Origin of the sequence: uncultured Anaerovibrio sp. (assembly GCF_947302755.1) — a bacterium.
In the GTDB taxonomy this organism is placed as follows: domain Bacteria; phylum Bacillota; class Negativicutes; order Selenomonadales; family Selenomonadaceae; genus Anaerovibrio.
Genome location: NZ_CAMYWM010000004.1, coordinates 25,962 through 51,902 on the forward strand (window position 1 = coordinate 25,962; position 25,941 = coordinate 51,902).

Consider the following 25,941-nt stretch of genomic DNA (forward strand, 5'->3'; position numbering starts at 1 on the left):
CTGATATGGGGGCAGCCTTTTTATTTGGCACTTGACAGAAGGATATATTACGAGGACAGCTTGCTTATGGAAGAAAAAACGGTGATGATTACGGGAGGCACCTCAGGAATCGGCCTGGCAGCAGCCATGAGATTTGTGGCTAAGGGGCACAGGGTGGCTTTATTGGGACGGGATGCCCATCGGGGAACAGACGCCCTGAAGATTATAATGGAAAAAAATAATGGGGCAAATTGCAGCTTTTTCCCCTGTGATGTGCGTAAAACGGAGGACTGCCGGGCTGCTGTACAACAGACGGTGACCCTTTATGGGACTGTTGATGTACTTGTAAATTCGGCAGGGGTGTATTTTGAGCGGGCTCTTGAGGACATGACGGAGGCGGATTTCGATTATATTATGGACACGAACCTGAAGGGTACCTATTTCATGACCCAGCAGGCAGCGGCAGAAATGAAAAAGCAGGGGGCGGGAGCCATAGTTAATGTGTCCTCTGACGCGGGGCTTCATGGTAATATGCTGTGCAGTGCCTATTGTGCCTCCAAGGGAGCAGTAAATCTGTTTACCCGGGCTATGGCCCTGGAGCTGGCCCCCTGGAATATCCGGGTGAACAGCGTGTGCCCCGGGGATGTGCTGACCCCGCTGACGGAACAGCAGCTGGCCCAATATCCGGATCGGGAGGCAGCTTTACGGGAAATGAGCTCCATTTATCCTATGGGACGGATTGCCACACCGGAGGAGGTAGCCGGAGTCATTGAATTTTTGTGTTCAGGGGAGGCGGCCTTTGTCAATGGTGCAATATGGAGTGTGGATGGGGGAATTACAGCATAGTGTTGATACTTTGACGGTAGTGTGATACAATGAGCCTTGTTAAGCGGGAGTGGCTACTCCCGCTTAATTTAGTCAAGCTATACCAAGAGCGTAAGCAAAGGGTGGACTTGTACAGCACCCGTTTTTACGTATACTAATTTTAGGAGGAGTGGACCTATGAAGTCATCGGCCAAGTCCTTTCTTATCGTTACGGCTTCGGTTGGCTCCGGCCATGAAAAGGCTGCTGCCGCAGTGGCTGAAAGCATTCAAAAACAGCATCCTGATGCCGTCATAAATATTATCGACTTCATGTCCATGCAGACCTCCTGGATAAATGCCCTTATGAAGAAGTGCTACCTTAACATGCTGTATTTTGTGCCTAATCTCTATGAGTTTATGTACCAGTTTACCGCCGGCAAAAAGAAGGGCGGCTTTGTGAAATGGGCCATGAGCTCGGTGATTGTGTATTCCATGAAGGAGCTTATAAAGCGGTACCGGCCGGATACGATTATTTGTACCCATCCATTTCCTGCTGATGCCGTATCTCACCTGCTGCAGCATCGTCGGGTTTCCTTTGATTCCTGTGCTATTATTACCGATTATTCCGTACATCAGATGTGGGTTTGCCCCAAGCTGAACCATTATTTTGTGGCCATAGACTCCATGCGGGATCAGCTGGTGGAGTTCGGCATCAGCCGGGATATTATTCATGTCAGCGGTATACCGGTGTCGGAGCCCTTCTGCCGGGACTATGATAAGGGCCAGTGCCGCAGGGAATTGGGCCTGACCATGGATAAGCCCCTGGTGATGATGATGGGGGGCGGCCTGGGGCTGGGGGGTATGGACGGAGCCCTGGATCAATTGGAAAAAATCAGGGAACAGCTGCAGCTTATGGTAATAGCCGGGCGCAACGACGAGCTTAAGAGAAAGGTGGAGGCCTTTGCCAAGACCTCTCATCACGAGGTGCTGACCTGGGGCTATACGGATAAGGTGGCTGTGATGATGGCTGCGGCGGATATTCTGATTACGAAGCCGGGGGCACTGACTCTGACGGAGGCTATGTCCTTGGGCCTTCCCATGGTGCTTCATGAACCGATACCAGGTCCGGAAACGGATAACGCCCGTTTTATGTCAGAGGGGGGCATGGCCATCTGGCTTCATTCCGGGGACAGTCTGGCCAAAATTATTGGTAATTTGCTGAAGCATCCGGAAAAGCTCTCCCTAATGCGGCAAAATTCCCTTAAATTCCGGCGCATAGATGCGGCCTGGCAGATAGCCCGGGCTATGAGTTAAATTCCCAAGATTTTTTTATTTTTACAAGGAAAATATTGGGCAATTAGAGTATAATATTGTTGAGACTTTTTCCCCTGTGGGGGAGGAATAGTGTTTTTCTATTCATACTAATATGCTGCAGAAAGCTTGTGGTGGTTAATGTGTCAGTTACCGCATTGGAAAGTGGAAAAGATGGTGCTCTTGTATGTCCTAAGTGTAAGAGACCGTTAGTTTATAAAGATGGTGGTCAGGTCCGCGTGGTGGATGGCAAGGTGGATTATGAAAATATCAAGCCGCGCCATGTGTGCTTTTATTGCCGGAGGTTTTATCGGGAAATGCTTCATTCCGGGTATTATGATGTTTTTGATTTGGATGATGAGCTAAAGGAAGAAGCCGACAAGCTCCTTAAGAATACGCCAAAGTCCCCTGAAGTCTCTCCGACCGATGCAAAGAAAAAGGTGGATACGGTAGTCCGTCTTGAAAAGGGCCAGGGTGGCAGCTATAAGTGCCCCCGTTGCAGCAATCCACTGCGTTGCTCCGAGGGAAGTGCCATTCGCGTTGTGGGCGGCAGGGTGGATTATGAACGCATCAAACCCCGGTTCATCTGTGACGAGTGTAAGGTATTTTATCGGGAATTGCTGACCTCCGGGCTTTATGATACCTTCGAGCTGCCTGCTGAGGACAAGCCGACGTCCTCAGCTTCAGCTGCGAAAACCTCAGATGTAAGTCCGGTGGTGGCCCTGTCCAAAAATGGTTCAGGTCATTATCTGTGCCCGGTATGCAATCAGGAGCTGGAATTTTCTGGTGGCGGCCAGGTTCGGGTCGTAAATGGCAAGGTGGATTATGAAAATGTTAAGCCACGGTATATCTGCCGACGCTGTGAAACCTTTTACAGGGAATTGCTGAGCTCCGGCCTTTATGAGGTATTTAATCTGGAGGAGCTTACCCTGTCACCAGAAAGACAGCGGATTATTGGTACAGGCGACCTGGAGCCAATGCAGCTGAAAAAGGATGCAAATGGCAATTGCGCCTGTCCGCGGTGTGGATCCAATATGAAGTATTTGGAGCCGGAGGCAGTAAAAATTATTAATGGCCGTGCCGATATGCGGGATACGGTGGCCCGTTTTGCCTGCGATAAATGCAATTCCTTATATCGCCGTATTGCCGCAACTGATTATTATCAGTGGAGTGAAAACTGATAGCTGTCAACAAACCGGAAAGGAGGACGTGGATGAGCAGGACAAAAATGAATAATACAAATACAAGACCTCAAAAGCGTCAGATTAACTGGTTTGTGATTGCAATGGTGATTATGTTTTTGCTGGCGGCAGTTAAATTGGGGGAACAGGCCCTGACCTATCATGATCTTAATCAGGATAAGGTACAGGCCGAGGCAAGGCTGAAGGCTGCCCAGAAGGAAAACGAGCAATTAAACCAGGAAAAGGAACAATTGATGGACCCGGCCTACGTTGAAAAGCTGGCCAGGGAGGATCTGGGGATGACCAAGGCTGGTGAGATACCATATATTTATCAAAAAAAGTAGGTGTCCCCAAAACTAGATTGACACTGTAAGAAATGGGATAGTATAATACTTGTATTAGTGTTATATTATCTAAGGAGGAAGTATTTTGTCCATTGAAGTAGGTAGTATTGTTGAGGGCGTTGTCTCCGGCATTACTAATTTTGGAGCTTTCGTTAACCTGCCTGAGGGTAAGGTGGGCCTCGTGCATATTTCCGAGGTCGCAGATGTTTATGTAAATGATGTTAATGAATTCCTGAAGGAGCAGGATAACGTAAAGGTCAAAGTACTTTCCGTTGATGATAAAGGAAAGATTGCTCTTTCCATTAAACGCGCCCAGGAGAAGAAGCTGGAGGAGCAGTCAGGCTCTGAGAAGAAAAGCTTTGATAAGAAGCAGTTTGATGCCAGACCGAATATGGCCAGCAAGGCTGTAGGCGGATTTGGCAGAAATGCCGGCGGCAGCCGGTTTAACAACGCCACAGCTTCCTTTGAGGACAAGCTGTCACGTTTTTTGAAGGACAGCGACGAACGCCTGACGGATCTCAGCCGCAAGACGGATTCAAAGCGTGGTGGCCGGGGCGGCGGACGCAGAAGATAATCAGCTGCCAGTATTGGCTGAACAACCGTTATTGTCGGTAAGCATACCAGAAGCACCTTGTTATAAGGTGCTTTTTTGCATTTGCCCATTTGCTGTTTTGGGGAGGGTATTATGAGAATTGAAGGGGCCTTAATTGAATATTGGCGGTCCAATTCCCTGGGCCAACCGGGAGATACAGTGATCGTGGCCTGCTCCGGCGGCCCGGATTCCCTGGCCCTGCTGGATTTGCTGTGGCGGCTGAGGGACAGGCTCAGCATTAAGGTGGCAGCAGCCCATTATGAGCATGGTATTCGCGGACAGGCCTCCAAGGAGGATGAGGCCTTTGTGGCCCAGTATTGCCATGAAAGAAAAATTCCCTTTTATTCGGAGTCAGGCAATATCCTTCAATTAAGCCGCGAAAAGGGGGAATCCATCGAAACCTGTGCCAGAAGAAAGCGCTATGAATTTCTGAACAGGCTGTCGGTGAATTTGGCCGGGGCCTTAATCGCCACGGCCCATCATTGTGACGATCAGGCTGAAACCCTGCTGATGCATTTCCTAAGGGGCACCGGCTTAAAGGGACTGACGGGTATTTTGCCCAAGCGGGAGAACATTATACGTCCCCTGCTGATTTTTACCAAACAGGAATTGGTGGAATATTGCCATGAACAGGGCTTATCGCCGCGCCATGATGCCACCAATGACCTTGCTGACTGTACCCGCAACAAATTGCGCCTCAGGCTGCTGCCCTTGCTGAAAGAGGATTATAATCCCAATATTATCCAATCACTGTGCAATCTGGCCAATACTGCCGCGGCGGAGGAGGCCCTGCTGCAGCAGCTGTCCAGGGAGGCGGAGAAGCGTCTGGAGATGCACTATGATAAGGAGAAGCAGGCCGTTTCCTGCAAGAGCTCCTTGCTGCTGGGGGAGCCCTTGGCCATAAGACGGCGGCTGGTAAAGCAGCTTCTTTCCCTGGTCAGTCCGGGCTGTGACCTGGATTTTCCCCATGTGGAGGCCATATTGGCCATGGCAGAGAAAAATATTACCGGCAGCTCCCTGGACCTGCCGGATAAATGTCAGCTTCGGATTAGCTATGGACATATTGAATTATCAAAAAAAACTGATAAATTTTTGACAAGTCATGGTACAATAGAAGATACACCAAATAAAAAAATTCTTAGCCTGGACAGCAAAATAGAATTGCCGGGGGGCGGTTTTATTTCTGCCCGGTTAACTGACTCATTGGAGGGTGAGGGCAGCTTTTCCCGCCACAAAATATATTGTGATGCAGCTAAATGCGGGCCGGAATTTGTGGTGCGGTACCGCAGGAAGGGTGACCGGATTCGCCTTAGGGTGGGCAGCAAAAAGCTGAAGGATTTTTTTGTAGACGCCAAGGTGGACCGAGAAAGACGGGATTGGGTGCCGCTGGTTGTCAGCCCCATCACAGGTGAAATCATCTGGGTGGCGGGCTGCAGGCAGACGGCGGTGGCCATGACGGACGTCGATACCAAGGAATATGTAATACTTTCTTATGAAAAAGGAGAAGAATAAAATGACAAAGGATTTGGAAAGCGTAATGTTTGACGAAAAGGCACTTGCCGCCAAGGTAGCCCAGCTGGGTCAGCAGATTACCAGGGATTATGAGGGCAAGGATGTAGTTATAGTAGGTATCCTGAATGGCGCAGCCGTATTCTTTACCGACCTTATCCGACAGATTAAGCTGCCGATCAACATCGATTTTATCGCAGCCTCCAGCTACGGTGATGCTGCGGTGTCCAGCGGCAAGGTAAATATTAAAAAGGATTTGAACAAGGACATTGCCGGCCGTCATGTACTTTTGGTGGAGGATATTATTGATTCCGGTGTTACCATGAGCAACCTTATGGCTATTCTCCGCACCCGTAACCCGGCCAGCATTAAATTATGCGCCCTCCTTTCCAAGCCGTCCCGCCGTCAGGTGGATGTAAATATTGATTATTGCGGCTTTGAGGTGCCTGATGAGTTCTTGGTGGGCTATGGCCTTGATTATGCCGAAAACTACAGAAACCTGCCGGTAATCGGCGTCCTTAAGCGAGAAATTTATTCATGAAATTTTCATGAGGCTGTAAGATAATCTTTCAGTGTGGTATAATTATTCTTTGTAAAGATTATTGCCTTTTTAGGGGGTTGAGGTTTGAATAAGTTTATCCGTAATGTAGGTTTTTACCTGCTCATTATTCTGGTTGCCATATCATTAATCGACTATTTCTCTGCCAAGGGACCCACCAAGATGGAGATGAATTATTCCTCCTTTGTGCAGGAAACCAATAATGGTAAGGTGGCCAAGGTTGTTATTGTTGAAAACATCATAAAGGGTACCTTAAGTGATGGTACGGAATTTACTACGGTTTTGCCTACCTATCCCAGTGAAAACAGCGATATTATCAAGCTGCTGTCGGATAAGAACGTAGAGATCAAGGCCGAAAATCCGCCGGAGCCACCATGGTGGTCTACCCTGCTGTCCTCTGTGCTGCCTATTCTGCTGCTGGTGGGTGTGTGGTTCTTTATCATGCAGCAAAGCCAGGGGGGCGGCGGCAAGGTAATGTCCTTTGGCAAGAGCCGGGCCAAAATGAGCGGCGGCGACAAGGTCAAGGTTCGCTTTGATGATGTGGCCGGTGCCGATGAAGCAAAGCAGGAGCTGGAGGAGGTAGTAGAATTCCTGAAGCAGCCTGCCAAGTTTAATCAGCTGGGAGCCAAAATTCCTAAGGGAGTCCTTCTCTTTGGGCCTCCTGGTACCGGTAAAACCCTGTTGGCCAAGGCCGTTGCCGGCGAGGCCGGGGTTCCCTTTTTCTCCATAAGCGGCTCTGACTTCGTGGAGATGTTTGTCGGTGTGGGTGCTTCCCGTGTCCGTGACCTTTTTGATCAGGCCAAGAAGAACTCACCTTGTATTGTGTTTATTGATGAAATTGATGCAGTTGGCCGTCAGCGTGGTGCCGGTCTGGGCGGTGGCCACGATGAGCGGGAGCAGACCCTTAACCAGATGCTGGTGGAAATGGATGGCTTCGCTGCCAACGAGGGCATCATAATTATTGCGGCTACCAACCGCCCGGATATTCTTGATCCGGCCCTGCTGCGTCCTGGCCGATTCGACCGCCAGATAGTGGTGGATAAACCGGATGTCAAGGGCCGGGAGGCCATTTTGAAGGTGCATACCAAGGACAAGCCGGTGGACAAGGATGTTGACCTTAATGTGCTGGCCAGACGTACACCGGGCTTTACCGGTGCCGATCTCAGCAATTTGGTGAACGAGGCGGCTCTGCTGTCTGCCCGTCGGAACAAAAAAACCATTGCCATGCAGGAAATGGAGGAATCCATCGAGCGGGTAATGGCCGGTCCTGAGCGCAAATCCAAGGTGATGAGCGACAAGGAAAAGAAGCTTACCGCTTATCACGAGGGCGGTCATACCTTGGTGGGAATGCTCCTGCCAAATGCTGATCCGGTACATAAGGTTACGATTATTCCCAGAGGCAGAGCAGGCGGCTATACGCTTATGCTGCCTAAGGAGGATCGGTCCTATGCCACCAGAAGCGAGCTGCTGGATCAGCTTAAAACCCTGCTGGCCGGCCGTGTAGCTGAGGAGGTGGTGCTGAAGGAAATCAGCACCGGTGCCCAGAATGATATTCAGAGGGCATCTCAGCTGGTAAGAAGCATGATTACCCAGTATGGTATGAGTCCGACCCTTGGCCCGGTGGCTTATGGTGAGAGCCGTGACCATCAGGTGTTCCTGGGCCGTGACATAAATAATCAGAGAAATTACTCTGAGAATGTGGCCAGCGATATTGATAAGGAAGTCCGTAAATATATTGAGGAGGCTTATGAGGCCTGCCGGGTACTTCTTACGGAAAATATCGACAAGCTCCATGTTATTGCCGAGGCCCTGATTGAAAAGGAAACTCTGGAGGCGGCTGAACTGAAGGAGCTGGTGGGCTTTGGTAATGTCACTGAAAAGGATGAGCCGAAGGACAAGCCGGCGGAACCCAAGGATGATGACGACGAGCCAAAGTTGATTCCGGTGGAGCCGGTGAACCAGGCAGCTGACCAGGGTGATGCAGTCACTGTCAAGGAGGAGGAAGAAGTGGAGGTTCCCTATACTGAGCCGGAACCAAAACTGAATAGTACTACGGAGAAATAAGTATTCATAGGGGCTGAAGCATGAAATTAATCTATGCAGCAGCCCCTTTTGATGGTTTTGTTAAATGAGATTTATTCAGTGGGAGATTTATACGCCTACTGAATGTAGTCGAATTAATCCAGAGCTTTGCGGACGTATCCAAGAGGCAAAGCCTATTGGTTAATACGTCCCATGCGAAAGTGTCCTGCAAAGCAAGACCATGGTCTTAGCTGAGTAGCTGACACTGACCGATATGGGTGCTTTTATCCCACCTAAGAGGAGGGAGAATTAGCATCCGTTAACGTGGGGTTCAAATAAGCGAGGTTTTAGGCTATGCGACAAGGGATTTTGGCACTGCTGCGGGAGGCTGGTGATAGTTATCTCTCCGGGGAGTATATTGCCGATAAGCTGGGAGTATCCCGGACAGCGGTGTGGAAGCACATTAATGAGTTAAAGGCCATGGGCTATAATATTGATAGCCAGGCCAGAAATGGCTATAGGCTGTTGGGCACCCCTGACCGGCTGCTGCCGGAGGTGATAGGCCATGAGCTGGGTAATGAGGTGATTGGCAGCAGGATTGTGGCCTTTGAGGATATCGATTCCACCAACAATGAGGCAAAAAAAATGGCGGCCCATGGCTATCCTGACGGCACCGTTGTGGTGGCCGAAAGCCAGAATACGGGAAAGGGACGCCTTGACCGCAGCTTTTTCTGTCCCAGGGGCGGTATTTGGTTTTCAGTTATTCTGAAGCCGGATTTTCTGCCCCAGGAAGCACCTAAATGTACCCTGCTGGCGGCGGTGGCCATTACCGAGGCCATGCGGCAGTTCGGTCTGGAGGCTGGTATAAAATGGCCCAATGACATACTGTACCAAGGGCGAAAGCTGGTGGGAATTTTGACGGAAATGAGTGCGGAAATCGACCGTATCAATTATGTGGTCATTGGCATGGGCATTAATGCTATTATTGATGAAGCAGCCTTTCCTGATGATATTAAGGATAAGGCTGGCTCCATGTCCATGTTCCTGGGGGAATTTAACCGGGTGGCCTTTTTTCAGGAGGTACTGCGCCGTCTGGAGGCCTGCTATTTACAGGCCAGGAATGAGGGCTTTGCCGGAATATTGGACAGATGGCGGGCCCTGTCCATAACTCTGGGGGCAGATATTAATGTGCTGGGCATCAATGAAAAATTTGCTGGCCGGGCAGTGGATATTGATGAGGATGGTGCCCTGCTGGTACAGCCCCAGGGCAGTGATACAATCCGCAAGGTATATGCCGGTGACGTATCCATCCGTCCGAGAAGGTAACATGAGACCTATTTTTTTGGAGCCACCAGGCTGCCATTGAATTTAGCCGAATAAATCCGTTCCTTTACGGTGCCGGTCTCCCACCTGAGAGGTCAGAGCCCTGACACCGGCCGGTGCGGAATAAACAGCCGCAAGTTTGGAGGAAAGTATGCTTTTAGTAATAGATATTGGTAACAGTAATGTGGTATTGGGAACCTACGATGGAAAAAAATTGTATCGTCATTGGCGCGTGTCAACAGAACGCCAGAAAACCAGTGATGAATACGGTATGGAAATCAATAATCTCTTTTTGTATCATGGAATAAAAATGGAGGATATTACGGCCATAATTATCTCCTCGGTAGTTCCACCGCTGGTGGTGCCTATGGAGAAAATGTGTGAGCGATATTTCCATCTCAAGCCCCTTATTGTAGGTCCCGGTATTAAAACCGGTATCCGCCTGAAATACGAAAATCCCCGTGACATCGGTGCCGACCGTATCGTGAATGTGGTGGGAGCCTACGAGCAGTATGGCGGCCCCCTTATTGTTATTGACATTGGAACGGCCACTACCTTTGATGTGGTGGACGAAAATGGTGATTTTTTGGGCGGCGTTATTTCCACCGGTCTGGGAACCTCTGCCGAGGGCCTGTTCCAAAAGGCGGCCAAGCTGCCGAGAATTGAGCTGGTGACGCCCAAGAATGTTATTTGCCGCAGCACGATTACCGGTATGCAGGCCGGTATAATTTTTGGCTTTGTGGGCCAGATTGATGAAATCGTTCGCCGCATTAAGCAGGAATACGGTAAACCAATGAAGGTGGTGGCCACCGGCGGTTATGCCAAGATGATTGCCAAGGAATCCAAGACCATTGATGCCATCGACCACTTTTTGACATTAACGGGCTTGCGGGTTCTTTATGAAAGGAATCAATAATTGATGAAAATCGGACATTTTGAATTCCCTATACCGGTTTTTTTGGCCCCCATGGCCGGGGTTACTGATACTCCCTATAGAATTTTGGCCCGGGAAATGGGCTGTCCCCTGGTGTATTCTGAGATGGTCAGCGACAAGGGAATTAATTACCGCAATGAGCACACCCTGAAAATGCTTCACACCGAGGAGGCAGAACGGCCAATGGCCATGCAGCTGTTTGGCGCGGAGCCTGACAGTGTGGCCCGGGCGGCCGAATACATTGAGTCCCTGGGCTGTGCCGATATCCTTGACTTTAATATGGGCTGTCCTGCCCCCAAAATTGTCAAAAACCATGAGGGCTCAGCCATGATGCTGGATCCTGAAGGGGCCTTTAAGGTGTTAAAGGCCCTGGTGGGGGCCGTAAGCATGCCCGTTACCGTGAAAATGCGGATTGGCTGGGATGAAAACCGGATTAATGTGCTGGAAATGGCCAAGCTGGCCGAGGAAGCGGGGGTAAAGGCTGTGGCGGTGCATGGCCGCACCCGGGAGCAGTTTTATCGGGATCATGCCAATTGGAAGATTATCCGTAAGGTTAAGGAACATTTACATATTCCGGTTATTGCCAATGGTGATATCAGGACGGTGGATGACCTGATAAAAATAAGGGAAATTACCGGCTGCGAGGCGGTGATGGTGGGCAGGGCAGCCCAGGGCAATCCTTGGATATTCCGCCAGCTTACCCGGTATTTACAAACCGGTGAGCGGCTGCCGGGTCCTACCATGGAGGAGCGCAAGGAGGTTATCCTGCGCCATCTGGACATGCTGCTGAAATTTAAGGGGGACTATGTGGGCCCCCGGGAAATGCGCAAGCACGCCACCTGGTACACCAGAGGCATCAAGGGCAACGCTGAACTCCGGGTGCTCTTTAACAAGGCCGAAACCCGTGACGACTTCTTGCGTATTCTCGCCAAAATGAAATAAATTATTATTAGTTACAACAGGTACATGGGGAGGTACAATGGGGAACGCTCTCGCTCACTAGTTTGCGTAGCGGATACTAAGCTCATCCTGCGCCTTTGGCTTGGATTCACTAAGTACCAACGCAAAATACGTCCCCATATGCACCTCCCCACTAACCTTTCATAAATTATTGATATTATTTTTGGACGGTGGACTGGTGACTTGAATATTTAGTACCAACGCGTTAAGAAACTTTTTGTTGCTCTACCTTAATATTAGTGGTAAAAATCATTTGTTTGAGCGACGCGAAGCTAGTCCTGTAAGGGCGAAGCGAGTTATGATTTTTGCCACTATATAAAAGCAAGAAAAAGTTTTAGCGCTGGCACGGCATGAAAGCCACCAGTCCACTGACCAAATCTTATATAAGGAGGATTATTATGGCAAAGGAACAGAAAAAGGACCCAAAGAAGGTTCCGGTTTGGAATAAATATACTGAAGCAGAAAAGAAGGCCCTCCACAAGCTGAATGAGGGCTACAAGGCTTTTTTGAGTCAGTGCAAGACTGAGCGGGAAAGCGTGGCGGAGGCCGTAAAGCAGGGGGAAAAGGCCGGCTACAAAAATCTTGAGGACATCATTAAGTCCGGCCAGAAGCTTTCTGCCGGGGATAAGGTTTATGCAGTCTGCATGGGCAAGGCTGTTGCCATGTTCAACATTGGTACTGACTCTCTGGAGGAGGGGATGGCCATTTTAGGGGCCCACATTGACACCTGCCGCCTTGATTTGAAGCAGCATCCCCTTTATGAAGCTGACGGTATGGCCTATTTTGATACCCATTATTATGGCGGTATCAAGAAATATCAGTGGGTAACCCTTCCATTGGCCCTCCATGGTGTGGTGGCCCGGCTGGATGGCAGTGTACAGGAAATCGTCATCGGCGAGGATGAGGGTGACCCGGTATTTTGTGTAACAGACCTCCTTATACACTTATCCCAGGAGCAGATGGAAAAGAAGGCCAGCAAGGTGGTTACCGGTGAAAACCTGGACATCCTTATTGGCAGCTATCCTTTAAAGGGGGAGGAAAAGGATGCTGTTAAAGTCGGAGTCCTTAAGCTCCTGAAGGACAAATACGGCATTGAGGAGGAGGACTTTATTTCTGCGGAGCTTACCATGGTGCCTGCCGGTAAGGCAAGGGATCTGGGCCTTGACCGCAGTATGGTGCTGGCCTATGGCCATGATGACCGGGTGTGTGCCTACACCTCCCTGGTGGCCATGCTGGAAACCAAAAAGGTAAAGCGAACCGCCTGCTGTCTGCTGGTGGACAAGGAGGAAATCGGTTCTGTAGGTGCCACCGGTATGCAGTCCCGGTTCTTTGAGAATACGGTGGCCGAGCTGCTCCACGCCCTTGGCGGCTATGAGGCCATTTCCCTGCGCCGCTGCCTGGCCAATTCCTGGATGCTGTCCTCCGATGTCAGCTCGGCCTTTGATTCCCTTTATGCCTCGGCCTTCGATAAGAAGAATGTGGCATACCTTGGGAAGGGCATGGTATTCAACAAATTTACGGGCCGGGGGGGCAAGTCCGGCTCCAACGATGCCAGTGCTGAATACCTGGGCCGTATCCGGTCCATTATGGAAAAGCACGGTGTAACCTTCCAGACCGCTGAGCTGGGGCGGGTAGACCTGGGTGGCGGCGGCACCATTGCGTATATAATGGCCCTGTACGGTATGAATGTCATCGATAGCGGTGTGGCCGTCCTCAGCATGCACGCTCCTTGGGAGGCTGTCAGCAAGGTGGACGTATATGAAACCATGAAGGGCTACAAGGCCTTTTTACAGGAAATTTAATATATATCCAGGTGAATGGTAAAATGAAGATGAAGGTTATTTTTTTGTTGTTTCTGTGCCTGTTTGTCCTGACCCAGCTGCCTATGAATGCCCAGGCTGACCGGGCCAATAGCCGGCCAATTCCCCTGCGGGGGGTGGTGGAAGGGTTTTATGGCGTGCCCTGGACCCATGACCAGCGGCTGGATATGCTGAAATTTATGGCAGCCAAGGATTTGAATGCCTATGTTTACGCTCCAAAGGATGATGAATATCATCGTAAATATTGGCGTCAGCCCTATCCTGAGGATAAATACCGGGAGCTGGAGGAGCTCACCAGGCAGGCTAAAAAATTAAAGATAGATATTATTTTTGCCGTTTCTCCCGGCAATGATATTGCCTTTTCCGGTGAGGCCATGGCTGACGACCGTTCTGCCATGATAAACAAGCTGCAGGCCATGTATGATATTGGCATCAGGCACTTTGCCTTGTTCTTTGATGATATTCCCACCAAGGATGCCCATGGTCAGGCCCAGTTCGTCAATTGGCTTAATAAAAGCTTTATTAAGTCCCACCCTGATTGCAGCCAGCTGCTGTTTGTGCCGACGGAATATTATCTGCAGGATATGATTGCTGATGGCCGGGTGACGGAATATACCCGTACCATGGCCGACGAGCTGGACAAGGAGGTATTGGTACTCTACACCGGCAACGGGGTATGTCCCGATGGCCTTACGGAAAACACTATTAATCAGACCAATAAGCTATATGGCAGGTCCCTGGGTATATGGTGGAATTATCCTGTGACGGATTATATGAAGGAAAAGCTGGCCTTGGGTCCTATGGATAAGCTGGACAAGTCCCTGGACGCCCACCGGCTTCCGGCCTTCCTGATTAACCCTATGGAGAAGCCTGAATTATCCAAGCTGGCCATAGCTACCGGGGCGGAGTTTGCCAACAATCCGGGGCAATATGATGAACGCAGGGCCTGGGACCGGGCCATCAATGATCAATTTGGGGACCTGGCCGAAGAAATGAAAATATTTGCCAATCATTCCCAGCGGCTGGAAAATAATTGGGCCCATATCGGCCGCTTTGATGCCGTAGAATTACAATTGTTGTACAGAAATCTGTGGGGGACAGTAAATGGCCGTGAGACTATTCCCAAGACCAGGACTCTGGAGGCCTTAAAACGGGATAACCTGAAACGGGAACATGCCATAAATGTCCTTAAGGAGAGCCTGCCCAAAAAATATCTTGATGAATGCAGGCTGCAGCTGGATCAGCTTCAAAGCCTTACCCAGGCGGAAAAATACGCCCTGATGATATTGGAAAAGGATTCGTCAGACCTTAAGCAACCAGAATTGTACAAGGAATTTAAAGCCGCCAAGGCACGGTATGCTGCCCAGGAGTCCCTTGCCCGAATTTCCGAGGAGGCCCTGTGGAAATTTGTGAAGGATTTTGATGTTTGGTATGTAATGAGTGTAGGTGACGATAGTAATGCTGACTGATATTCTCATAAACCGGTTTGTGAAGAACAGTGACCAGATTAATGATGCCAGGGTGCGGACCAGCTATGGCTACCTTAGTGGGGGCGTGGGCATAATGGTAAATGTTATCCTGTGTATCATAAAGCTGTGTATCGGCTTTATATCAGGCTCTATTGCCATTATTGGCGATGCGGTCCACAATTTGGCCGATGCCGGTGCCTCGGTTATTACCATTATGGGGTATCGTATGTCGGCCAAGCCGGCAGACCCGGAGCATCCCTTTGGTCATGGCCGGATTGAGTATATTGCGGGCTTAATAATTGCCGGGGCTATTTTAGTTATTGGCATAGAGCTTCTAAAATCGTCAATAGAGAAGGTTCTTTATCCTGAACCCATGGACACCTCGGTGACGGTAATTGTGATTTTGGCCAGCTCATTAATCCTCCAATTATGGCTGGGTCTCTTTAACCGGGGACTGGGCAAACGGATAGATTCCCCGGCCATGCTGGCGGCCGCTACGGACAGCCTCAGTGACTGTGTGGCTACCTTTGTGGTTATTCTTTGCCTTATTGTGAATTTGACCACCGGTCATGACTTTGATGGTATGGCGGGAATAATAGTAGCTCTGTTTATTATTCACAGCGGCTGGGGATCGGCCAAGGACACCCTGCAGCCCCTATTGGGGGAGCCGCCGGATCCGGAATTCGTCCGGGCTATTACCCGGCGTATTTTGGCAGAAAACCAGATATTGGGTGTTCATGATGTTATTGTACACAACTATGGTCCAGGCCGGGTATTTGTGTCCCTTCATGCTGAGGTGCCGGCGGATATGAGCCTTATGGCGGCCCATAATATGATAGACAGTCTGGAAGAGGAAATACGCACCGCTTTCAATGTGTCCGTAACTGTCCATGTGGACCCCATGGTGACAGGCGATCCTATACAAAATGAAATTAAGGAAAAGCTGTATCATATTGTGGGTTGCATAGACCCGTTGATTACCTTCCATGATTTTCGTCTGGCCTCCTCCCGCAAAATCCTTTTTGATTTGGCTGTACCCTATGGCTGCAAGTTTACCGACGAGCGCATTATTGAAATGGTACGAGAGGATATCAGCAAGGATTATCCTAATTATCAGGTGACCATTCTGGTGGATCGTCATTAGCCATATGCTGATATTTTTTGATTTTGGTGTTGACAGTAAATAGTCAAAGTGCTATTATCCTATTTGTAAGATGAATTTAATAAAGATTGGAACAGGTGCTGAAAAGCCTAACAGAGAAGCTGGTAAAAAGCCAGCACGGTCCCGCCACTGTATCAGGGAGCAAATCACAATATGTCACTGGAGAAATCTGGGAAGGCGTGATGAGCTATGAACTGGAGTCAGGAGAACTGCCTGTTTGACAATCACCGTTTGACCTGCGAGTGATGGGGAAGGGGATTTGAGCATTTCGATTGCACTTATCCTGGCTTTGTGTCAGGATTTTTCTTTTAATGCTGTCTGGAAGCCCTTCGCACTTCAGGTCACTGAATATGTCGAAGGGTTTTTTCTTGTGGTTTCAGCACTGCAAGAAAAGCATTGCTCATACATTTCATTTCATTCATTGGTTGCCTGGTGCAACACTGGCTTTCGGACAGGTGGAGCTGTCCGAAAGCTATCTTTCTTTTTTGGCTGGATAATTGAAAAAATGTAAAAGACAAATTGAACGAAAGTTAAAAAGCATAGTTACAATAACTTTGGGTTATAATCTGTGCATTGGTATGAAAAAAATACATAATTTACAGGAATTTAATACCTACTGTTAAGTTTGTCTTGACATTTAAGATTTAGACTGTTTTAATATAGAGGCTGACTCTTTAGATATAGGCCAGCAGACGACAATTATCTGACAAATTTGGGAGGAGATTTTCTAATGGACACAGCAATAATTTTTATTGCGCTTATTGGTCTTATGTATATGGCATATCGCGGTGCTTCCGTAATCCTGGTGGCCCCTCTCTTTGCCGTAGTGGCCGCCCTTGGAAGTGAGCATGCAGCGTTACCTATTTTCAGTGAGCTCTATATGACCAAGGCTGCTGAATACATCAAGAATTACTATCCGATCTTTCTCTTTGGTGCTATCTTTGCCCGCCTTATGGAAAAGGGGGGCATGGCCGCATCTGTGGCAGGAAAGATTATTGAAATATTAGGTGAAAAACGGGCTGTGCTGGCTGTGCTTTTGGGCTGCGGTGCCCTGACCTACGGCGGCCTTTCCGTATTCGTGGTGGCATTTGTTATGTACCCCTTCGGTGCTGTGGTATTTAAAAAGGCTGATATTCCAAAGCGTCTGTTACCGGCTGCCCTGTGGATGGGTATATTCTCCTTTGCCATGGTTGCCCTGCCTGGTACGCCGCAGATTCAGAACATTATTCCTTCCTCCTATTTCGGAACCTCTACCTGGTCCGGTGTGGGAATCGGTTTGTTCGCTTCTTTGGTATTCCTGCTCATGGGGTGGGGCTGGATTTCCTTTCGGGCCAAGCGGCTGAAGGCCAACGGTGAAGGCTACGGCCGTCATATTGAATTCGGTCAGAGACGTCATAAGCTGCCTAATCCCAACTGGAAGGTTTCCTGTGTCCCCCTGCTGATGGTTATTGTTCTAAACGTAATTCTGTCCAATCCCTTTGCCTGGGAATGGGGCTTCCACTGGGATCAGAATTCTCTTGAGTCTCTGTCCGATATGAAGCTGTCTCTCCTGGCCCACTCGGTAGCCAAGATTTCTGCCGGCTGGTCCATCAGTATTTCCCTGATTATCAGCTCCATTGCGGCAGCCTTTATTGCCCGCCGCCATCTTCGCCTTCAGGATGGTATGCTGCCTACCATTAACGGCTCGGCTGTATCCTCCTGCAGTGCAGTATTGAATGTGGCCTCCGGCTACGCCTTTGGTTGTGTAGTGGTAAGTCTGGGCGGCTTTGCCGTTATCAAGGATTTCCTGTTAAATCTGGATTTTGGTGGCGGCCCCCTGTTTTCGGCTGTGCTTACCACCAATGTTATGTGCGGTATAACCGGTTCCGCCTCCTCCGGCCTGACCATCGCCCTGTCTATGCTGGGTGATCAGTGGGCCCAGATGGCCACGGCTGCCGGCATTCCATTGGAGGTTCTCCATCGAATTGTGGCGGTTTCCTCCATCGGCATTGACCCGGTGCCCCATGCCGGTGCTCTGGTCACTCTGTTGGCCATTTGCGGCCTTAGCCATAAGGAATCCTATGCTGATATTATTGTGCTGATGGGGATGAAGTTCCTCGTACCCTTCCTCTGTGTAATGTTCTATATGCTTACAGGTATTGCTTAATATCTTAAAATGCAATATACTATATCTAAATTAATATTTGGAACAGGTGCCAATGCCTAATATAGGTTGGCCTAACATGAGAAACCGGTTAAAGGCCGGTACGGTCCCGCCACTGTAGCAGGGAGTCAGATCTTACTATGTCACTGGAGCATTCCAGGAAGGCAAGGTCATGACGATGAACTGGAGTCAGGAGAACTGCCTGTTGGACAATCACCGTTATTACCTGCGAGCGATAGGGAGGGGATTATTTACAGGTTTCTTATGAGGTTGTAAGTAAAAGCTCTTTCACGCTGGTTCGTGAAGGAGCTTTTTAAAATGTTTATTTATAAAGAGAGGTAAAGTATTATGAAGAATTTGAAGAAAATGGTAGCATGTTCCCTGGCTTGTGCCGCACTGTTCTCTGTAAATGTCAACAGCACTGAGGCCGCCTATACCCTGAATCCGGAGGTTACCACAGCCACTACTGCTCTGAAGAATGCTTCCCAGATTGGCGTAATGGTAAATGAGAACAAGACCATGGCCAAGAAGGCCAACAAGGATGCCATTCTTGTAATGAGCTTTGGTACTACCTATAAGGATAATCGGGACAAAACCATTACCCAGACTGTAGCCGATATTCAGGCAGCTCATCCTGGTGTAAAGGTAGTTACTGCCTTTACTTCCCATATTATTATTGACCGCATCAAGGCCAATGAGGGTATTACCTACCCAACTCCTGAGCAGGCTTTGGAGCAGCTGAAGAAGGAGGGCTACACCCGGGTTGCCCTTACCACTCTGGATGTAATCCCAGGTATGGAATATTCCTATGATGTGGCTGTATTCCATCAGTACAAGGACCAGTTCAAGAAGATGACCATGGGCACCTCTCTCATGTACTGGATGGGTCAGGAGGAGCAGCGTGATGATATCATGGAGACCATGAAGGCCTTTGCCACCCAGTTCCCAAAGATCGGTGCTGAGGATGCCGTTCTCATTCTGGAGCATGGTACCCCACATCCTGCCAATGCCTATTATACCGTAATGCAGAACCGCCTGAATCAGCTGGGCTACAGCAATGCTTACATTTATACTGTAGAGGGTTGGCCTGCCCTGAACGATATTATTCCTCAGCTTAAGGAAAAGGGCATCAAGAACGTTACTCTCATGCCTATGATGATGGTGGCCGGTGACCATGCCAACAATGATATGGCCGGTAATGAGGAGGATTCCCACAAGACCATTTTGACCCAGTCCGGCTTCAACGTAAACACTTATATCCACGGTCTCGGTGAAAACAAGGCTATTCGTGACATCTATGTAAAGCGGGCTAACGAGGCCTGGGATGCTTTGCAGGCAAAATAATTATATTAAATAAAACCATTGAAGCAGTGCCCCCTTGGTTGTGATATACTAAGGGGGTAATGTTTTGCAAGGAGGATTTTTTCATGGATTTAATCATGACTGGTATCAGTTTTTTTCACAAGGGCGGTCCGGTAATGTATATCTTGCTGCTGGCCTCCATATTTGTGGTGACCATCGCCATTGAGCGGACCATGTACTTTAATGCCAAGGATCCGGGCCGCAGCTTTGCCCGGGATTTTGCGGACAGACTCAGCCAAGGGGACCGGGAGGGAGCAGCCCGGCTGGCCGGCAGCACCAAAGGGGCCCTGCCCTCCCTGCTGGCCAAGGGAATGGCCTTTACCGGCAATGAAACTGTATCCCTCCATACCTTCTGGGAGGTTCAGTCCGGTATTGCCCTCACCCGCTTCCGTAAGCGGCTGTACTATTTAAATGTGATTGTTACCATGGCCCCTCTGCTGGGCCTTTTAGGCACCATCAGCGGTATGATTTCCGCCTTTAGTGTATTCAACCTGGAATCCGGCCAGGCCGGCACCATTACCGGTGGCGTGGGTGAAGCCCTTATTGCCACGGCCATGGGCCTGTGTACGGCCATTATTGCCCTGGCAGTTCACGCCTATTTTACCCAGCGGATTGACAGTATCGTTTCCGATATGGAGCAGTGCTTCTCTCTGGCTGAGGGCATGGCAGAGGAGCGTGAGTAAGATGCGCATCCGCGACCGTCACGATTTTGATAAACCGGAGGTCATGATAATACCGATGATTGATATAATGTTCTTTCTGCTGGTATTTTTCATGCTCAGTACCCTGTATATGGTTAATTTAAAAACAGTTCCCGTAAATATGCCCAAGGCCCAAAGTGCGGAGACCCAGATGAATGTAAATTATCTGGTGACTATGAAAAAGGATGGCTCCCTGTGGCTGGAGGACAAGCTTATCAGCGAACAGGAGCTTATTGCCAGGGCCAAGGCTGAAAGCTCCCGCAATCCGCGGTTTGCCGTGGTTGTACGGGCTGACCAGAGCCTGGATTACGGCATGGTTATCGGTCTGTTGGATAAATTTAAGGCAGCAGGCATTACCAAGTTTGGCTTGGCGGCGGAATCCGGAGGTAATTGATATGGCCTCAGATAATTCAGACAAGAAGCGGGAATATCGGGCCTGGGCCGCCTCGCTGCTTATTCACCTGCTGATATTTGTCATTGTATGCCTTACGGGCCTCTTTGTGGTGGTATCCCCCCGTCAGGAGCAGCCGGTGGATGTAAGCCTCTATGATGCAGATGCCGGCGGAGGACATCAGGGCGGTGGTGCTTCGGCCCCTGCTCCTGCCCCTGAGTCGGCGGCCCCACCTCCGGCTGCTCCCTCCATTGATGATGTGGTGCTGGATAAGAAAAAGGAGGAAATCCTGCCCAAGATAGAGGAAACCTTTACCAGGGAGCCGGAAAAGCAGGAGCAATTTAAAAAGGAGCACAATGCCCCTGTAGCACCGGCCGTGGTAGCCAGTGCCAACGGAACTGATCAGGGGGATAAAACCGCCGTCCAGGGCGGCTCCGGCAGTGGCTCTGAGGGTACCGGTACGGGTAACGGCCCCGCCGGAAATGGTACCGGCAATGGCAGCGGTACCGGTGAGGGCAGCGGCAACGGCGATGGCGATGGTCCCGGCAGCGGTGACAGTGAAACCAAGCGTCCGGCCATATCCCCAACCCTGCTGGAGGCCCCTGAGCCCGAATATCCCGAAGACCTTCGCCAACGGAATATAAAGGGCCAGGTGGTGGTCCGTATCGTGGTGGGCACCGATGGCAGTGTAATGAGCGCGGAGATTGAAGACTCCTCCGGCTACGGGGAAATGGACCAATCAGCCCTGGATGCGGCCTGGGGATATCGCTATACCACGGCCTATAACGAATACGGCCAGGCCGTAACCTTCCAAAAACGGGTGAGGATTACCTTTAAGCTGCGGTGATAACGAGTATTATTTTGCGGAGTACCCATTTATGATAAAAATTCAAGGATTAATTAAGGAATTTCAAATAAAAAATAAAGAGAAAAAGACGGTTACCAAGCGGGCGGTGGATAATTTGTCACTCCACGTGAAGCCGGGAGAGATATTTGGTATATTGGGCCCCAATGGGGCGGGCAAAACCACCACCATTCGCATGCTGACCATGGAAACCAGGCCTACCCTGGGGGAGATTTATTATAATGGGGAATCCATCAAAAAAAATCCCTTGGAAATAAAGAAGCTGATTGGGGTAGTACCCCAGCATATTAATTTTGACAATGACCTGACGGTGGGGGAAAACATGGAGCTCCATGGCCGCCTGCACCATATGAGCAGCGACAAACGCCGGGCCCGTATCAAGGAAATGCTGGATTTTGTGGAGCTGGGGGATACCATTAACCGTATGCCCCGCTCCCTGTCCGGCGGTATGAAGCGGCGTCTGCTCATTGCCCGCTCCCTCATTCATGAGCCGAAGATTTTGTTTATGGACGAGCCTACGGTGGCCCTGGATCCCCAGGTGCGCCGCCGTATATGGGAGCTTATTCGGGTGCTGGCCGCCCAGGGGACTACGGTGATCATTACTACCCATTATATTGAGGAGGCAGAAGCCCTCTGTAACCGGGTGGCTATTGTAAATAAGGGACGGCTGGTGGCCATCGACACACCGGAGGCCTTTTGCAACCGGCTGGGGCGCATTACGGTGGAGTGGGATGGGCCCAATGGCCACGAATATCAATTTTTTGAAAGCCGTCAGGAGGCAGCGGCCTTTGCCGGCACCCTGGAGCATGGGGCCCATATCAGGCGAACCAATTTGGAGGATGCCTTTATTGAGCTTACGGGACGAAGGGAGGGTGTATAATGCTAAGGGATATATGGACCGTCTTTTGGCGGGATTGGGTGGTATTAAAACGTCGTCTGCCCAAATTTATCCTCAGCCGCATGGTGGCTCCAATGCTGTATTTGGTGGCCTTTGGCTGGGGGCTGGGGCGAAGCATTCAGGTGGGCTCCGGCTCCTACCTTGACTTTTTGGTACCGGGCATCATGGCCCTGAATTCCATGAATATCAGCTACAACAGCCTCACCCCCCTGTGTACGGAACGGATTTACCATCGCAGCATTGGGGAATATATTATAGCGCCCATGCATTTCACTGCCTTTATTATCGGTAAGATTATGGCGGCGGTGCTGCGGGGCCTGATTTCCTCGGCCATTATTGTGGCTCTGGCCCTGGTCTTTGGGGCTCATTTAAATATTACTCCTCTTTTTTTGCTGATTCTTATTTTGAATTGTGTTATATTTGCCGAGGTGGGCTTCTTTGCAGCCCTGAAAATGGACAGCTACGAGGAGCTGTCCCAGGTAAATACCTACCTGCTGCTGCCCATGTCCTTTTTGTGCGGTACCTTCTTTAGTACTCAGACCCTGCCTGAGGCGTTTCGCTGGTTTATTGAGGTGCTGCCCCTGACCCATACCAGCTACCTGCTTCGGGGGATTTCCACCCAGTCGCCGGTGGCCATGGAATCGGTGGCGGTGTTGACAGTATATGCTATAATAGGTTTTATATTAGGCAGTAAGGCCTTTAGGGATCAATCAAAATAGAAGGATTTTACCTATAGGGTTGTATATAAAAAGGAATGCTATGCTGAAACGATTATTTAGGCACTCCAAGGGAGAGGGCAATGACTGCTCCAGGCTGTGCTGTACGAAAATTGAAAATTTCACTGTGAAGGCCGGTAAGCTGACTATCTTTGAGAACGTGAATATCCACGTCCATTGTGGTCAGCTTACGGCAGTTATCGGTCCAAATGGGGCAGGGAAGAGTACCCTTCTTAAGGCAATTTTGGGGGAGGTCAGTCATACCGGTACCCTGAAATATACCGATGCCAAGGGAAAACGCACCGGCAAGCCCATTATTGGCTATGTGCCCCAATATTTGAACTTTGATGTCAGTGCGCCCATAACGGTACTGGACCTTTTTTCTGCCTGTCAGTCCTGGCGGCCCATTTGGCTGTTGCCCTCCAACCTCCGCAGTGAGGTGGAGAACAGCTTGAGGCGGGTTAAGGCGGCAGAATTGATTGACCGTCGGCTGGGAGCCCTGTCCGGTGGGGAGCTGCAGCGGGTGCTGCTGGCCCTGGCCCTCAATCCCATGCCGGATATTCTCTTGTTGGATGAGCCTGTATCCGGAGTGGACCAAAATGGCCTGGAGATTTTTTACAATATATTGGAGGATTTGCAAAACAATGAGGATATGGCGATTATCCTTATTTCCCACGACCTTAACATGGTGGCCCGCCATGCTGACCAGGTGGTTTTGATGAATAAGGGTGTGGTGTGCAATGGTACTCCTGAGGCGGTCTTCAGCGATCATCGCACCAGAAAAATTTTCGGTATGCTTACCGATGGCGGTACCCATCGGGGTGGCACCGGCTTTGTATGGGTGGAGCACAGGAAAAAACCACATGGTCAGTCCTGTGGCTGTCCCGAGTGCGTATCAAAGGAGGTCGAATAATGGAATATATCTATGACCTCCTGAACGCCTTACCCTTTGAGTGGCTGGAATATGATTTTATGAAAAATGCCTTTTTGGCCATTTTGCTCATAACGCCCCTATTTGGTCTGCTCAGCACCATGGTGGTGTCCAACCGCATGGCCTTCTTTTCCGATTCCCTGGGACATGGGGCCTTTACGGGACTGGCCATTGGAGCTGTGGTGGGACTCTTTTCGCCCATGCTTTCTTTGCTGGTCTTTTCGGTAATCTTTGCCCTCCTTATCACCTGGATTAAGAATAAAAGCTCTGCTTCCACTGATACCATTATCGGGGTCTTTTCCTCCACTGGTATCGCCGTAGGTCTGATGATGATGTCCTATGGGGGCGGCTTCAATAAGTTCAGCAATTACCTGATAGGGGATATCCTCAGCATTACCACCCAGGAACTGGGCTATCTGGTTCTGGTTCTGGTGCTGGTGTTTATTGCCTGGGGGCTTATGTTCAATAAATTGCTGGTATTAAGTGTCAATCAGTCCTTTGCCCGCAGTCGGGGGATTAATGTAATATTGGTTGAGGCTGTATTTGCCGCCATGGTGGCGGTGGTGGTGGCCATCAGTATTCAATGGGTGGGGCTGTTGATTATCAACTCTTTGCTGGTACTGCCCGGGGCAGCAGCCCGCAATGTGTCCAACAGCGTTAAGCAATATCATGTCATGTCCGTGGGCAGTGCCATGCTATCAGGGATTTCCGGCCTTGTTTTGGCGTATCACTTCAATATGGCGGCGGGAGCCACCATCGTGGTAATTTCCGCCCTGATTTTCTTTATCACCATGGCCTTAAAGCCCTATTTTCTTCGCTAAAGCTCCCCGGAATAATGGTCAGGGGCAGCCTTGGTCCGTTCAGCTGTGGTACTGCAAAATTCAACAATTTTTAAAAAAATAAAATTTTTGTGGAAAGTTTTTGCCGATTGGGGTATAATATTCATTGTTAAATTTTCATTTCGCAACAACTTTTATTTGGCGCTCGTAGTCCAGTGGATAGGACGTTAGCCTCCGGAGCTGAAAGCGTGGGTTCGACTCCCGCCGAGCGCACCAGGAAAAAAACAGGCCTGCCTACCTTAGGCAGGCCTTTTGAGTGCCCTAAAAATCTCCAACAGGAGAGGTTCAGCCTTCCCCTCTGGGGAAGGTGGCACGCTCAGCGTGACGGATGAGGTATTCTCTGCTAACCTTGGGGGGTGAGCCCTTAGGCTGGCGGAAGTGTTGCCTTTGTGTATTGATATAATAGGTTGACACAAAAATTTATTTTTGCTAAAATTTTTCCTAGCAATGAAAAAGAGGAGTAATCCCCTTACAGCGATGCAGGGACGGTGGGAGCCTGCTGATGGGATGAAGGGCACTTTGGAGCGACAACATATATATCCATTGAGGCGGAATGCGTTGGCATTCAAGCAGGGTGGAACCGCGGGTTATCTCGTCCCTGTAACATTATTAACCGATGTTACAGGGACTTTTTATGTGTTTCTGTAACAAATCAGAAGGAGGCAAACTCTTATGAAATATCAGGAAATGATCCTGGCCCTTCAGCAGTTCTGGTCCGAGCAGGGCTGTATTTTAGGGGAACCTTATGATGTGGAAAAGGGTGCCGGCACCATGAACCCCTTTACCTTCCTTAGAGTTCTTGGACCGGAGCCGTGGAATGTGGCTTATGTGGAGCCGTCCCGCCGTCCGGCAGATGGCCGTTATGGCGATAATCCAAACCGCCTTTATCAGCATCACCAGTTCCAGGTAATTATGAAGCCATCCCCTGATAACATTCAGGAGCTGTATCTGGCATCTCTGGAGCGTCTTGGCATCAATCCCAAGGAGCACGATATCCGCTTTGTAGAGGATAACTGGGAATCCCCGACCCTGGGGGCCTGGGGCCTGGGCTGGGAAGTCTGGCTGGATGGCATGGAAATCACCCAGTTTACCTATTTCCAGCAGGTCGGCAGTCTGGATATCAAAC

Annotated in this window: 25 protein-coding genes, 1 tRNA gene and 2 riboswitches; all 26 genes read left to right on the forward strand. The window is 49.8% G+C overall.

Annotation, left to right across the window (positions count from 1 at the left end):
• Nucleotides 1-24 precede the first annotated feature (24 nt).
• A complete protein-coding gene (locus Q0Y54_RS00970) occupies nt 25-825 on the forward strand; it encodes an SDR family oxidoreductase (RefSeq protein ID WP_366072041.1) in 801 nt (266 codons plus the stop codon).
• Nucleotides 826-981: 156 nt separating this feature from the next.
• Complete coding sequence (locus tag Q0Y54_RS00975; RefSeq protein WP_297963381.1) at nt 982-2,097, forward strand: MGDG synthase family glycosyltransferase; 1,116 nt, start codon at nt 982-984, stop codon at nt 2,095-2,097.
• A gap of 140 nt (nt 2,098-2,237) precedes the next feature.
• Nucleotides 2,238-3,275, forward strand: a complete 1,038-nt coding sequence (locus Q0Y54_RS00980; RefSeq protein ID WP_297963383.1) for a hypothetical protein — start codon at nt 2,238-2,240, stop codon at nt 3,273-3,275.
• A 32-nt stretch (nt 3,276-3,307) separates the two neighbouring features.
• The gene (locus Q0Y54_RS00985) at nt 3,308-3,619 is read left to right on the forward strand and encodes a septum formation initiator family protein (protein ID WP_297963385.1); all 312 of its coding nucleotides are present in this window, start codon (nt 3,308-3,310) and stop codon (nt 3,617-3,619) included.
• Nucleotides 3,620-3,704: 85 nt separating this feature from the next.
• Nucleotides 3,705-4,193 carry a S1 domain-containing RNA-binding protein gene (locus Q0Y54_RS00990; protein WP_297963387.1) on the forward strand — a complete coding sequence of 163 codons (489 nt, stop codon included), beginning with the start codon at nt 3,705-3,707 and terminating at the stop codon, nt 4,191-4,193.
• A 111-nt stretch (nt 4,194-4,304) separates the two neighbouring features.
• Entirely contained in the window at nt 4,305-5,723 is a 1,419-nt protein-coding gene (gene tilS, locus Q0Y54_RS00995) for a tRNA lysidine(34) synthetase TilS (protein ID WP_297963389.1), read from the forward strand.
• Nucleotide 5,724: 1 nt separating this feature from the next.
• Nucleotides 5,725-6,261, forward strand: coding sequence for a hypoxanthine phosphoribosyltransferase (gene hpt, locus Q0Y54_RS01000; RefSeq protein ID WP_297963391.1), 537 nt, complete (start codon nt 5,725-5,727; stop codon nt 6,259-6,261).
• Between the two features lie 84 nt (nt 6,262-6,345).
• Nucleotides 6,346-8,343 (forward strand): ATP-dependent zinc metalloprotease FtsH, encoded by a 1,998-nt coding sequence (ftsH, locus tag Q0Y54_RS01005; RefSeq protein WP_297963393.1) that lies wholly within the window; start codon nt 6,346-6,348, stop codon nt 8,341-8,343.
• A gap of 312 nt (nt 8,344-8,655) precedes the next feature.
• Nucleotides 8,656-9,627, forward strand: a complete 972-nt coding sequence (locus Q0Y54_RS01010; RefSeq protein WP_297963395.1) for a biotin--[acetyl-CoA-carboxylase] ligase — start codon at nt 8,656-8,658, stop codon at nt 9,625-9,627.
• Nucleotides 9,628-9,775: 148 nt separating this feature from the next.
• Nucleotides 9,776-10,540, forward strand: a complete 765-nt coding sequence (locus tag Q0Y54_RS01015) for a type III pantothenate kinase (protein WP_297963397.1) — start codon at nt 9,776-9,778, stop codon at nt 10,538-10,540.
• A 3-nt stretch (nt 10,541-10,543) separates the two neighbouring features.
• Nucleotides 10,544-11,500 carry a tRNA dihydrouridine synthase DusB gene (dusB, locus tag Q0Y54_RS01020; RefSeq protein WP_297963399.1) on the forward strand — a complete coding sequence of 319 codons (957 nt, stop codon included), beginning with the start codon at nt 10,544-10,546 and terminating at the stop codon, nt 11,498-11,500.
• A gap of 416 nt (nt 11,501-11,916) precedes the next feature.
• A complete protein-coding gene (locus Q0Y54_RS01025) occupies nt 11,917-13,320 on the forward strand; it encodes an aminopeptidase (protein ID WP_297963401.1) in 1,404 nt (467 codons plus the stop codon).
• Between the two features lie 23 nt (nt 13,321-13,343).
• Complete coding sequence (locus Q0Y54_RS01030; RefSeq protein ID WP_297963403.1) at nt 13,344-14,807, forward strand: protein O-GlcNAcase; 1,464 nt, start codon at nt 13,344-13,346, stop codon at nt 14,805-14,807.
• Complete coding sequence (locus tag Q0Y54_RS01035) at nt 14,797-15,951, forward strand: cation diffusion facilitator family transporter (protein ID WP_297963405.1); 1,155 nt, start codon at nt 14,797-14,799, stop codon at nt 15,949-15,951. The genes Q0Y54_RS01030 and Q0Y54_RS01035 overlap by 11 nt, the downstream gene beginning before the upstream one ends.
• Nucleotides 15,952-16,027: 76 nt before the next feature.
• Nucleotides 16,028-16,201, forward strand: a riboswitch (cobalamin riboswitch).
• Between the two features lie 27 nt (nt 16,202-16,228).
• On the forward strand, nt 16,229-16,480 hold the full coding sequence (locus Q0Y54_RS01040) for a hypothetical protein (protein WP_297963407.1): 252 nt from the start codon (nt 16,229-16,231) through the stop codon (nt 16,478-16,480).
• A 219-nt stretch (nt 16,481-16,699) separates the two neighbouring features.
• The gene (locus tag Q0Y54_RS01045) at nt 16,700-18,115 is read left to right on the forward strand and encodes a GntP family permease (protein WP_297963409.1); all 1,416 of its coding nucleotides are present in this window, start codon (nt 16,700-16,702) and stop codon (nt 18,113-18,115) included.
• Between the two features lie 27 nt (nt 18,116-18,142).
• Nucleotides 18,143-18,333, forward strand: a riboswitch (cobalamin riboswitch).
• Nucleotides 18,334-18,460: 127 nt separating this feature from the next.
• Nucleotides 18,461-19,456 (forward strand): sirohydrochlorin cobaltochelatase, encoded by a 996-nt coding sequence (locus Q0Y54_RS01050; RefSeq protein ID WP_297963411.1) that lies wholly within the window; start codon nt 18,461-18,463, stop codon nt 19,454-19,456.
• A gap of 83 nt (nt 19,457-19,539) precedes the next feature.
• Nucleotides 19,540-20,157: a MotA/TolQ/ExbB proton channel family protein gene (locus tag Q0Y54_RS01055; RefSeq protein WP_297963412.1), complete on the forward strand. Its 618-nt coding sequence runs from the start codon at nt 19,540-19,542 to the stop codon at nt 20,155-20,157.
• A gap of 1 nt (nt 20,158) precedes the next feature.
• Nucleotides 20,159-20,569, forward strand: a complete 411-nt coding sequence (locus Q0Y54_RS01060; protein WP_297963430.1) for a biopolymer transporter ExbD — start codon at nt 20,159-20,161, stop codon at nt 20,567-20,569.
• Nucleotides 20,538-21,413 (forward strand): energy transducer TonB, encoded by an 876-nt coding sequence (locus tag Q0Y54_RS01065; protein ID WP_297963414.1) that lies wholly within the window; start codon nt 20,538-20,540, stop codon nt 21,411-21,413. Before Q0Y54_RS01060 ends, Q0Y54_RS01065 begins: the two co-directional genes overlap by 32 nt.
• 31 nt (nt 21,414-21,444) lie before the next feature.
• Nucleotides 21,445-22,311 (forward strand): ABC transporter ATP-binding protein, encoded by an 867-nt coding sequence (locus tag Q0Y54_RS01070; RefSeq protein ID WP_297963416.1) that lies wholly within the window; start codon nt 21,445-21,447, stop codon nt 22,309-22,311.
• Nucleotides 22,311-23,048, forward strand: coding sequence for an ABC transporter permease (locus tag Q0Y54_RS01075; RefSeq protein WP_297963418.1), 738 nt, complete (start codon nt 22,311-22,313; stop codon nt 23,046-23,048). The genes Q0Y54_RS01070 and Q0Y54_RS01075 overlap by 1 nt, the downstream gene beginning before the upstream one ends.
• 40 nt (nt 23,049-23,088) lie before the next feature.
• Entirely contained in the window at nt 23,089-23,958 is an 870-nt protein-coding gene (locus Q0Y54_RS01080; protein WP_297963420.1) for a metal ABC transporter ATP-binding protein, read from the forward strand.
• Entirely contained in the window at nt 23,958-24,797 is an 840-nt protein-coding gene (locus Q0Y54_RS01085) for a metal ABC transporter permease (RefSeq protein WP_297963422.1), read from the forward strand. Before Q0Y54_RS01080 ends, Q0Y54_RS01085 begins: the two co-directional genes overlap by 1 nt.
• 159 nt (nt 24,798-24,956) lie before the next feature.
• Nucleotides 24,957-25,031 (forward strand) — tRNA-Arg (locus Q0Y54_RS01090).
• Between the two features lie 456 nt (nt 25,032-25,487).
• Nucleotides 25,488-25,941, forward strand: a 454-nt coding sequence (locus Q0Y54_RS01095; protein WP_297963424.1) for a glycine--tRNA ligase subunit alpha, incomplete at its 3' end; no start/stop codon positions are given.